The 11,091-nt window shown below is 56.2% G+C and carries 9 protein-coding genes and 1 pseudogene; 4 read left to right on the top strand and 6 right to left on the bottom strand.

Annotated elements, in window-relative coordinates; all coding sequences use genetic code 11:
• From NB063_RS19580 to NB063_RS32645, 4 genes and pseudogenes are all read left to right on the top strand, one after another.
• Positions 1-3,618 (top strand): Ig-like domain-containing protein (locus NB063_RS19580; protein ID WP_250930455.1); only part of this gene is annotated, 3,618 nt, incomplete at its 5' end.
• 25 nt (positions 3,619-3,643) lie between these two features.
• Entirely contained in the window at positions 3,644-3,910 is a 267-nt protein-coding gene (locus NB063_RS19575; protein ID WP_250930454.1) for a helix-turn-helix domain-containing protein, read from the top strand.
• An 8-nt stretch (positions 3,911-3,918) separates the two neighbouring features.
• Positions 3,919-4,434 (top strand): annotated as a pseudogene (locus NB063_RS19570) (ISL3 family transposase).
• Entirely contained in the window at positions 4,427-4,621 is a 195-nt protein-coding gene (locus tag NB063_RS32645; protein ID WP_407652666.1) for a transposase, read from the top strand. Before NB063_RS19570 ends, NB063_RS32645 begins: the two are co-directional and overlap by 8 nt.
• A gap of 43 nt (positions 4,622-4,664) precedes the next feature.
• Here the strand turns inward: NB063_RS32645 and NB063_RS19565 are convergent, their stop codons facing one another.
• The 6 genes from NB063_RS19565 to fliJ all read right to left on the bottom strand — a co-directional run bounded on the left by NB063_RS19565 (position 4,665) and on the right by fliJ (position 11,089).
• Positions 4,665-5,723, bottom strand: coding sequence for a glycoside hydrolase family protein (locus NB063_RS19565; protein ID WP_250930453.1), 1,059 nt, complete (start codon positions 5,721-5,723; stop codon positions 4,665-4,667).
• 121 nt (positions 5,724-5,844) lie between these two features.
• The gene (locus tag NB063_RS19560) at positions 5,845-6,495 is read right to left on the bottom strand and encodes a hypothetical protein (RefSeq protein ID WP_250930452.1); all 651 of its coding nucleotides are present in this window, start codon (positions 6,493-6,495) and stop codon (positions 5,845-5,847) included.
• Positions 6,496-7,128: 633 nt separating this feature from the next.
• Positions 7,129-7,584, bottom strand: coding sequence for a hypothetical protein (locus NB063_RS19555; protein ID WP_250930451.1), 456 nt, complete (start codon positions 7,582-7,584; stop codon positions 7,129-7,131).
• A 551-nt stretch (positions 7,585-8,135) separates the two neighbouring features.
• Entirely contained in the window at positions 8,136-9,854 is a 1,719-nt protein-coding gene (locus tag NB063_RS19550) for a flagellar hook-length control protein FliK (protein WP_250930450.1), read from the bottom strand.
• 86 nt (positions 9,855-9,940) lie between these two features.
• Positions 9,941-10,591: a hypothetical protein gene (locus NB063_RS19545; RefSeq protein ID WP_250930449.1), complete on the bottom strand. Its 651-nt coding sequence runs from the start codon at positions 10,589-10,591 to the stop codon at positions 9,941-9,943.
• A 3-nt stretch (positions 10,592-10,594) separates the two neighbouring features.
• Entirely contained in the window at positions 10,595-11,089 is a 495-nt protein-coding gene (gene fliJ / locus NB063_RS19540; RefSeq protein ID WP_250930448.1) for a flagellar export protein FliJ, read from the bottom strand.
• Positions 11,090-11,091: the final 2 nt, after the last annotated feature.

Here is an 11,091-nt window from a genome sequence, read left to right as displayed (position 1 = left end):
GAGATTCTCGGTAACGGACGTTTCCGGATGACGGCAACGGCCACGAACGGTCAGGTCACTTTCAACGTGCCTGCGGCAGCGGTCACCGACGATGCTGGTAACGCGAGTTTGGAAGCCACACAATTGGCTTTGAACGTCGATACCGTTGGCATGACACCGACGCTGTCCTCGACCGTGGCGACACTGTCCAATGTGGCGAGTTTCGTCGTGGCGATTGATTTTGCCGAAGCCGTCACTGGATTCACGCTGGCCGATTTGACGGTGCTCAACGGCGTGGCCTCGGACTTGGTGACCGTGAATGCCTCAACGGGCAAGTACAACGCGACGATTACGCCGACGGCTGACGGCAACGTGACGGTCCTGTTACCGGCTAACGCGGTGACCGATGCGGCGGGCAACGGGAACTCCGCGGCCGTTTCGCTGGTACGGACGATTGACCGCACGGCACCGGCGGCGACATTGACCACGAATCAACCGTCGCCGACGAATTTAACAACGTTCGAGATCATCGCGGAGTTTGGCGAGACGGTCACGACGCTGGCGAAGTCTGGGCTGACGATCACCGGTGGCACGGCCAGCGATCCGGTGCTACTCAGCCCCGGTCGTTACGCCTTCACGATCACCGCCACTGGCAGCGATGTGCAGATGCAGTTGCAATCGGCAGCGGTGAAGGACATGGCGGGCAACGATAGCTTGGCCTCGAACACCCTGAATATCGCGGTCGATACCACGGCCCTGGTACCGGTGTTGTCATCAACCAGCGCCCCGACGCTGAACACGAACACGATCCCTGTGAGCGTGAATTTCGGTAAGGCACTGACCCAATTCGGCTTGAATGAGGTGACCGTGCTCGGTGGAACGGCATCGAACTTGACCACGATCGATGCCGCTTCGGGCAGGTACGCGTTTACGGTCACGGGATCCAGTGACGGTCAGGTCTCGGTCCTAATCGCCGGTGGTGTGGTGCAAGACGCCGCGGGTAACCGCAACGCGGCCTCGGGCACACTCGTGCGTACGATCGACCGCGTGGCACCGCGTCCAACGATCACGGCGAACACGTCAGCACTCTCGAATAAGAACGTCTTCGACGTCTCGGTGAACTTCGGTGAAACGGTCAGCGGGTTTACCCTCAGTGACGTCGTTGCCGTGGGCGCGACACTCACGAATCTGCAACCACTCGGCGATGGCTTGTACCGGATGACCGCCACGGCGGGAGAAGGCAATGTGTCGCTGAACATTCCTGCGAGTGCCGCCACCGATGATGCCAATAACGCGAGCCTCGCCGCGACCCCACTGACATTGACGGTGGATTCGGTCGGGGTGACTCCGACACTCTCGTCCACTGTGGCAGGCTTGTCCAATTCAGCGAGCTTCGTCGTGGCGATCGATTTCGCCGAAGCAGTCACGGGCTTCGCTCTGGCCGATCTGACGGTGCTTAACGGCACGGCATCGAACTTGATCACGAACGATGCTGCAACGGGCAAGTACACCGTTACGATTGCTCCCATCGTTGATGGCAGTGTGACTGTGTTGTTACCCGCCAACGCGGTCACGGATGCCGCAGGGAACGGCAACTTGGCAGCAACACCGTTGGTGCGATCGATCGACCGCACCGTTCCGACGGTGGTTTTGACGACCGATCAACCGTCGACGACGAACAAGACGAGTTTCGATGTGATCGCGGAGTTCGGTGAGCCTATTACGGGGCTGGCGAAGTCTGACTTAACGATTACGGGGGCAGTCGCAAGCGATCCGATACTAGTCAGCCCGGGACGCTACAGGTTCACGATCACTGCAGTCCCAGGTGACTTCAGCCTCAGTATCGCGGCTGGCGAGGTGACGGATTTAGCTGGCAACGCAAACACGGCATCCAACACACTGTCGCTGATCGTCGACACCACGGCGATCGTGCCCGTGGTCGTGACCACGGCACCATCGGTCGTGACGAGCGACTCGTTCGATATCAGCATCAGGTTTGGTACTACGGTCACGAGTTTCGATGCGGCCGATATCATCGTGGCTGGCGGCATTGTGGAGGAACTGAAAGAAGTTGTTGCCGAAACGGGTGAATACACCGCAACCATCACGCCGATTGTCGACGGAGCTGTGACGCTATCCATTCCGAGCGGTGCAGCGGTCGATCTTGCTGGTAACGTGAGTGCAACATCCAATGTGATCACTCGTCGGTTTGATCGCAGTGCGCCCTCGGCAATGCTCTCTTTCTTAACGCTCGTTCCGGGGCAAAAATCCCGCGAAGTCGAAATTGTTTTTAGTGAACCGGTAGTAGATTTTAACCCCAGCGATTTGGTCGTTAGTGGCGGCAACGTCGATTCGCTCGTGCGAAACCTCAACGATACGGTCTATAGGGTCTCGGTCACTCCCGCCAGCGATGGTGAACTCTCCGTCGAATTACCCGCTGGTCGGGTCCAAGATGCTGCTGGTTTGGGAAACACGGCGGCAGTTCCGATCACAACTTTGGTCGATATTTCGCAGCCAGTGCCGACGATAACAGGTGCACCGTCGACCACCCCTGGTCAATTCAATATTACCATTGAGTTTTCGGAAGCGATCACGGGATTGACGGCGAACGACTTGCAAATTGGCAATGCGATCTTGTCAGGCCTCACCGGCAACGCCAATCGATACACCGCAACCTTGACCGCGATCAACGAAGGTGACATCACTGTTTCGTTACCCGAAGAGCGAGTCATCGATGCTGCGGGAAATCGGAACGTCGATAGCAACGTACTCACGCTAGTCCATCGCGTTGTCGACTCGATCGTGCTGGAAAGCAATGGTGAGACGATTGACATGACGACGTACGATGAAACCGTGCTGGCGACAGTCACGACAATTGATATTCGTGGTAATGGAATCAACTCGCTCGTAGTCGACGCAAATAAAATTACGCGACTGACGCCAAATCAAACTCTGATCGTCATCTCTGATCGTGGTGACGAGATCACGTTCGATTCTGGTTGGAAATTTGACTCCGTCCAGATTGTCAATGGATTGTTACAGCGGGTGTTCCGCAACGGCACGGCCAAGGTCCGCGTGGTAGGGCCAACGGATTGGACGAACCCAATCCTCAGTCCCGACGTCAGCGGAGACGGTGATGTTTCCGCAGTCGACGCATTGAGGATCATTAATGCATTGAATCAAAAGTTAGTCTCCAACGATGCGGGTGTTTTGGTGGACGCGACCACCGTCGATCCTGGGCTGTATGCGTTCTATGATGTCAATGGCGACTCAATCCTGAGCGCCCTGGACGCCCTCGTGGTGATCAATGAACTGAATCGTCTCGATTCTGAAGCGGCACGTGAACCCGCCGGAGAATTGACGCCCTCCGTCTCTGATAATCTGGCGACGGCTAAATGGTCTGCGGGCGATCTCGCAGCAAACAAAGGAGACTTGGCCGAGAGAATACCAACCGTCGAATTCATCAGCACAAAACTTGCTCACACAGTCGAAGTTGACGGTGACTCCATCACGACAGAACCGAAACCGCTCTCCGCGGATGCGTCCACAGTTCCTCAGGACCAAGACTCATCCGATACACTGGAGTCAATCGATCATGTATTGGGAACGATTCAAGCGTGGCAGGACATCGATCGCTAGCGCCGCCGGAACGAATTTCTCTGGCGTGAAATCCGATCGTGACAGCAACCCAGATCAAGCTTGCCCTGCGGACGAGCGTCGAAGTTGCACCAAGGGTTGGGCCAAATACGCATTGCAGTTAACCCGCAGCATGACGATCAAGGGTGTTGCCGATCTTCTCGGCGTCACCTGGGACGCGATCAAGGAAATCAAGAAAGATGACTTGCGTCGACGTTTCGCCAATCCCTCTCTGAAAGACTTTCGGAAAATCGCGATCGACGAAATTCGTATTGGTAAAGGTCACCGCTGGTGACGCTGGTGATGAACTTGGACAACGGTGCGATAATCTTCGTTGGCGAAGGCAAATCGGCCGAGTCGCTGGCACCTTTCTGGAAGCGACCGGGGCGTCGGCGGCATCGAATCGAAGCGGTTGCTATGGACATGTCCTCGGCCTACATCTCGGCGGTCAAGAACAATCTTCCTTGCGCCGAAATCGTCGGCGATCGTTTTCATATGGTGGAATTGATGAACAAGAAATCGACCACCCTGCGCCGAAAACTCTAACATGACGCGACCAGCGAATAGAAATCGGTGCTCAAGCGTAGTCGCTGGTTATTGCTGAAAAATCCTGAGAACCTGTGTGAGGATCGCGACGAGAAGGCACACTTAGCCGCCGCGTCAGAACTCCTTGAACCGCTGGCCAAAGGAGACTATCTCAAAGAAGAGTTGCGATCGTTTTGGGGGAACACGTTCCGCTGGCCGACCCAGTTATTCTTGCGTTCCTGGTGCAAGCGAGCAATTGCGACGGGGCTGGCCCCGCTAAAACACAATGGCTAGCACGTTGACACGACTTGAGGAGGGAATACTAAACTATGTTGAACATCAAATTTCATCCGGTCCGATGGAAGGAACCAACAACAAAATCAAAACGGTCCAACGGCAATCCTACCGCGTCCACGATCGCGAGTACTTTGAACTCACGCTCTACTCGCTGCATCAAACAAAGTACGCTTCAGTCAGATAAGCCGGCTTTTCCGACCCTGCGGAGAGTCGCGAGGCAGACGCGGCTACTCGCTGTCACTTGCATCCGGTTCGTCCGCCGTGGTCCGTTGTCTAATTCGAAAAACGTACGAACAGGATCCATCACCCTGGGTCACGTTGGTTCCGGAAGCCAGATAAAGGTGGGTGGGACGACCATCTTGAACAAGCAATTGTGGGCGTTCAAACTTTTGGCCGCGGTAGTTCGTTGCCTTCGCTAGTGTTGGCTTTGGAAAGTACCGTGTCATTCGATCGAATCCCAGAATGGGCTTCTCGAAAAGAATTCCGTCGTCGGATCCCCAAAGAAGACCTGCTCCGGCTTCGTTGTCGGTCGTCAGAAGGTAGATCTTTCCATCCTCTACAAAGGCATATCCATCCTCGATCGTTCGCGTATTGCTCGTCAAATAATCTTTGTAGTGTTCATAGGGCCCTTCCAGTTTGTCGGAAATCGCGACCCCCATCCGCCGCAATCCATTTCCCATGGCCTTGTAGTAGAGAAAGTACCGTCCGTCGGGGTGATGCAACAGAGCGGGGTTGTTGACCCCAACATTGCTTTGGAAGCTCCAGATGCCCGGGTCGTCGGGTGGAGAAAGGATCAAGCCATCGTTGCCCACTTTCTTCCAGGGGCCCTCGATCTTGTCGGCAATGAGCATGCCGATACGCTGCGAGGCGGGAAACTTCTTTCCGGTGTTGGCGATGTAAAGGAGGACGTATTGGTTCCCTACCTTGTGAACGGTTGGATTGTGGGGAGCCTGTTTGTCCCACGTATCAATCCCGGTTCCCTTCAACACCGTCTCGCTGAATTGAAACGGCCCTTCCGGTTTATCGGCGACATAACGTGCGATCTCGCAGGTACTCATCCAACCTGCAAAACCGGAGGATACCGGCCAACGTGCCACAAAGAGGTGAGTCTTGCCGCTGGGTCCAATGACAGGAGACGAGCCCCAGACATGATAGCCTGGCTCATCCACCGCAATCCCGACATACTCAAACCGGTTGGCCCAAGTGCTGTCGGAAGCCGTCTCATTGCCCTGCGCCGCTAGTGGCGCAAGCATCACCAGCACCGCAAAAATAACATGTCTGTACATCTAGTTTCTTTTTCGTAATTCGGGCGACTGATGCGAATCAGCGGGCGGCGGGAATTAACATCGATCTCAGGAAAAACCGCATCACCGCCGGTTAATGCATCACTATCTCATGGTTTTGCGATCATTGTAGCGGGAACCCGGTTTCGATGATGGCGCGACGGAGTTCTTTCAGCGGGAGTTCAGAATTGAGTTTGGCGAGTTGAGCCGACGTGATCGGAACATGCTCGAAAACGCTTTCAACGACGGATAAGTCAACGTTCACTTCGTAGTTCTCTTCCAACCAATCACCAAAGTCCTTTGGCGATAGAATCAGATTCGACAGTAGGTCGTTTGAGCCATCGTCGTAGCCGTCGTTTGGATACTCGACATCATCAGTCGACCATCGGTCATCTGAGGCGAGACGCCAGACGACGAATGTAGTGGAATCGACGTCAAAGGCCGGCTCTTCGAGTGATCCTCGTAACTCCTCGGGCACACTCGAAAAGAGTCCTGGCCATGGCTGCGGCGGTTGAGTTCGGTACGGCGACATTGCCGACTCATGGGCGAAGCCGAGGATGCAGCAGCCGCGCGGAGTGAAATGCACAAAGAGCTCGTCGCCCGATCCGGTCTTCACCGCGGCCATCTGTTCGTGCTGATCCCATCGCGGGTGATACTCGAAACGCGGCGTTCCATACTCGATCGCAAAAACGCTTTCGAGAGCCGCCATTTCTTGCATGCGTCTGTTCAGCGCATCGATCAGTGGCAAATCAGTGAGGTCACGTGTTGATATCATCGCAATAACTGTCAAGCAGAATGGTACGAATCACGTGGCGGCCGCGATCGGCTTGCCACTTCAAGGGGCTCAATTCGGAGGCTCACGCGTTTTGGCTGGGTCGCCGCATCCAGATTGTATCATGGCGGGCGATACGGATTCCCATAATCGCGTGCGGGATTCGGACCTTGGTGCTTAAGCTCGTTGCGGTTTGCTCGATGGCGATGCACCCGCATACTGCCGTGAACTCAACCGACCGCGAGGCCCACCGGGAGTTCGAAACTTGCGAACGTAGGCGACGGCGGAGCGGGGATTAGTGGTGCGGGGCCGAACCAGAAAGGCGTGACAACTTCCGCACCGATGTAGATACGACCTATCCATTCGGGGATGAGTTGGCCGTGAATGCGATTGGCTTCGTCGGACCTGCTCTTGAACCGATGAACAACCCGCCCGATTGCCCACAGCGTGACGCCACCGGTCGACACGGTCCGTGACTCGTTAATTGATTGAGGATCAAACAATGCGTGGTCCGCCCCGAAAACGCGATTTGCCCCGATGGACGTCGTCTCCGGACAAGCGTCCAGAGCGATCGCATCTCGTCGTTATCGCGACTAAGAATCGATACGAAACTTAGGCAGGCTTCCGTTACACGTCTTAACGCGTTTGTTGTTGCCATGGAGGTGGCATCTCGGTCCAGCGGGGCTGTTGCGCAGGAGCCTGTTGGTTTGCCCCTGGCGCCGGATAGCTTGGATTGTAGCCACCCGGTGCTGGTTGCGACCCGTACGGTTGGCCGCCGTATCCGTTTTGGTTGTTGTACTGGTTAGGCGCGGGGTAACCTGCGTAGCCAGCGTCTTGAATCGGTGCGGCTTGCGGCGGCCAATTGCCTTGCTCTGCCGGGTATCCCGATTGCTGTTGTTGCTCGCGGGCGAGTCGCTCTTGCTCGCGTTGGTCGAGCAGGTCGCGGCCCTTGTCGATCGCTTGCCGTGTGTCGTTGCGGATTTCGGTCTTATTGATCTCGATCCGCGTCTTGTCACCGTCGCGTTCGATCGTAAACCAACCGGCCATAAATGCGCCGCCGATTGCCAATCCGATTAAAAGCAGAGTCCGCATGGCCCATCCTTGAGTGCGCGATCAATGAAAATGTTCCGACGTACCCAAAAAAGAGCACGCTCCGATCTGAACCGATCATAGAAAATCCACCAAATAGCGAAAGATCAATTCTCTCGCTTCTATCGGCATAACCGGACCTGGTCAATCAGCCAAATCTGACGCTCATTCTGCAGGCACGGCACACGGCGGAGGGGTAACCCGCGAGGCTCAGAAAGCGCGTGGCGATAGCAATTTTTGGTCCCGGGGGACGTTGATTGTATGACCGAAGGATTTCAAATGTAGCGGAATGGTGCGAGCCGTTCGGTGACTCGGGACCGGACGGCTTGCGCCGTTCCGCTAAAAAAAGGCACTAAAACAATCAACGTCCCGAGAGACCGAGCTACCTCAAAAGAGTCGGTCGGGGGCGTGGCACTTGGATACGATGAGAATCAGTCCTGGAAACAAATCACCGTCGCAAACAGCGTCATTTCAAAACGGACGCTTTGGGTTTCGGCTTGAGCGGAACGCGAAACCTCTTGCTCACACATAGGAAGGAGGCTTTGTGGCCAATTCTAGACCTGTAGGTCGACGCGTCCGGGGGTGACCACTTGGCTCCGATTGGGCGATGAGGTGGGTGTGTTAGATTCCTTGGAGGCCGGTCGGTTTCGCGACGAAGCATTGACATCGGACCATCCGCCGCGTCGCCGGCCACCGGTGAGATCGTTTCCACCAGCGAACTGTTGCCCGGCGTGTCCACCGGGATTGTCGCTGGATTGCCGCCCTTCGGTGTCCTGGTTCATGGCGTCCGCGGTCGTTTCGGTTTCGATATCGATCCGCTGTAGCTTGATTCCTTGATTTTCCAGCGCGGCCCTGAGGTCGGGCAACTGCTCTCGAAGCATCTGCGTCGCGGCATCGGACTGCGTCACCATGCGTCCGCTGAGTTCGCCGTTTTTTACGTTGAGTTGCAACTGCACCGAGCCGAGGTGGTCGGGTGCGAGCTTCATCCGAATCTGTCCACCGCCGTTGCCGAGGTGTTGGAACCCACGGCTGACGCGTTGCACCAATTTGGCGCGTTGAACGGCAGCGTTCGTGTCCACACCTGGGCTGCCCTTAGCAGCTACTGCGGATTTGGAATCACGGCCTTCGCGACCGGCTTGGTCGACACCGAAGGCGGAGTCGACGCCGCCTTCACCGGAAATGGTACTTCCCAGTGCGGCAGGCCCGGTCGCCGCTTTCCCGGTAACGCCGGGGGACGCCGCTTGAGTGGCCGCGCGAGTTGCCGCCATGGCCGCAACACCGGCTTCGGATGTTGCTCCCATGACGGTCGACATCATGCTGGAGACTTTGATTTCACCCGAGCGTCCGGGCAAACCTGAGTGCGTCCCGTCGGCCTGACGATCACGCTGTTGATGTCCGCCGCTTGGATCTTGCTGCGAGTTTGTGGACTCGCCGTTGGATTGTGAATCCTGTTGTGTCGCGGCTTGATCAGAGCGGTCTGAATAGCGACGACGTTCCACCCTCGGCTCCGATGATTCCTCACCATCGGAGGCAGATTGTTGGTCGTCATAGTGGTTGGACTCATCGCCGTCTTGCGTTTGATCGGCCTTTACGACCTTGGGACCAACCTCTTCGACGTCAGCGACTTGGACGTCGGTTTGGGCCGTTTCCGCGTTAGCGTCACCGTCTTGCTTGATGCCGTTCTGCTGCGTCGTAGCGACGCCATACTGCAAATCGATCGCGGAATCGTTTTCGATTGTTTCCGATTCAGCGATGACCACGGGAGCGTCCGTATCGCTGTCGTCGTGCTGATTGTCTTGGCTCAACCGTTCGGTGAGCGATTCCGATTCGCCGTTATCTTCATCGGCAACATCCGAATCAGCGTTTTCGTTTTGAGCGACCGTCGCCACTTCGACTTCTTCGGAGCCGTCATGGGACTCAGCGGTGATGATCGTGTCATTTACAGCAACCGCAGTGTGGTCCGTCTCACCGCGAGCGGTATCGTCGGCTTCGCTGTCATCCGTTTCGCTGCGTGTATCGGACTCCACGTCATCCGATGCAATCGGTTCGACAGGCTCCGAAACGGGCGTCGGTTGGGTTTCCGCGGCAGCGATGGATGCAAAGACTTCGGCGAACGGATCGGAGAGGCCGAGTGCGGTCCCGCCGTCATCGCCGGATGCGGCTGCAATTCGCCGACGCAGATTGACGAGGCCGGTGTCGGTCCGTGAGGCCGCTAACGAGTCGGACGTCCGCGTGGCCGATTGGCTCACGCTCCAATTTTGGTTCGATGTCATCACCGGCCCCCCAGCCGTGATCGGATGTCCTGATCGGTTTGCCTCGGACGACGGTGTTGGAATCGTGAAACTGCGAAACCGAGAGACTATTTCCCCTGGGCTTCGTCGATCACCGTAGTCGTGGGCATCCCATCACCGATGCGGCGCAGGATCTCGTGAAGTTTGTCCTGTTCTTCGACAGATGCGAACTCCGCTAAGATATCTTTTCGTTTATCGATTGGCATAGCTTGAATGATATTAACGACATCATCAATTCTTTTATCGTCAAACATTCTCAACAGTAGCTCTTTTGACTGTTCCGCTTCGAGGGCTTGTAACGTCCGTTGGACTTCGCGGAGCCCTTCTTCTTGAGCACCTTTGCGGATTTCCTCAAGTCGACGGTCAAAAGATTCACGGCGTTCGTCGAATCGTTCGCGTTCGGACCGGAGGCTGGCCAACATCACCGATAATTCGTCTTTGAACTCACGCTGACTCCTCAATCGCATGTCGATATCGAGACTTTGACGCTGGCGGGCTTCGAGAATTTCATCGAAATCAGGCTGCTCGCGGTCTTCGCCTTCACGCATGATTTCGCGAAGTTGTTTGCCGGTGATATCGATTCCGTTGACCAGTGCCAATACTTTGGTCGCCGAGGAAGCGTCGAGGGTGCCCTGGACTACAAAATATCCAAATAGGATCAATTGGGTCAGAACCGTGGCGACGCAGAACATGGCGAACATTCGGATTAAGAATTTCATCGCTTACCGACCTCCTTGTCGTTTGATTGCCTGACGTTTGGCGATTGTCAGTCTCGCCGAGGTCAGATCATCGGCTTCGGCCTGCTCGGCTTGCAACTGCAATTGCCGATGCTCGAGCATTTGAGTTTCACGGAGTCTTTCGAGCTGTTTCACTTCCGCTTCGGCTTCGACGAGGAGTCCGCGGCGACGATTGAGTTCGACTTCGAGTTTCGCGCGTGTGTCGCGGAGCGCCGCTTGGTCGGCCGAAAGCTGCAAGTCATACCGTCCTTCAGAAAGGATCCGGTCGACCATGACTTGGGTGGTTCCGCCACCGTTGGACTTCGCAAATCGTTCGGCGGCTTCGGCGCGAACTGCATCGCGTTGGCCTTGCAACATCTCGATCTGTTCGTCGACACGGCGGATCGCTTCGGTCGCCTTGCCCACCTCGCCTCCGACTTCGTCGCGTCGACGGCGGCGAAGCGATAACAAAGATTCGAATCGGAATTGGAAAGGGGGCATGT

The organism is Aporhodopirellula aestuarii (assembly GCF_023701485.1).
GTDB classification, from domain to species: Bacteria; Planctomycetota; Planctomycetia; order Pirellulales; family Pirellulaceae; genus Rhodopirellula; species Rhodopirellula aestuarii.
Note: the sequence above shows the minus strand (reverse complement) of the source record. Positions and strands in the feature narration are given on the sequence as shown.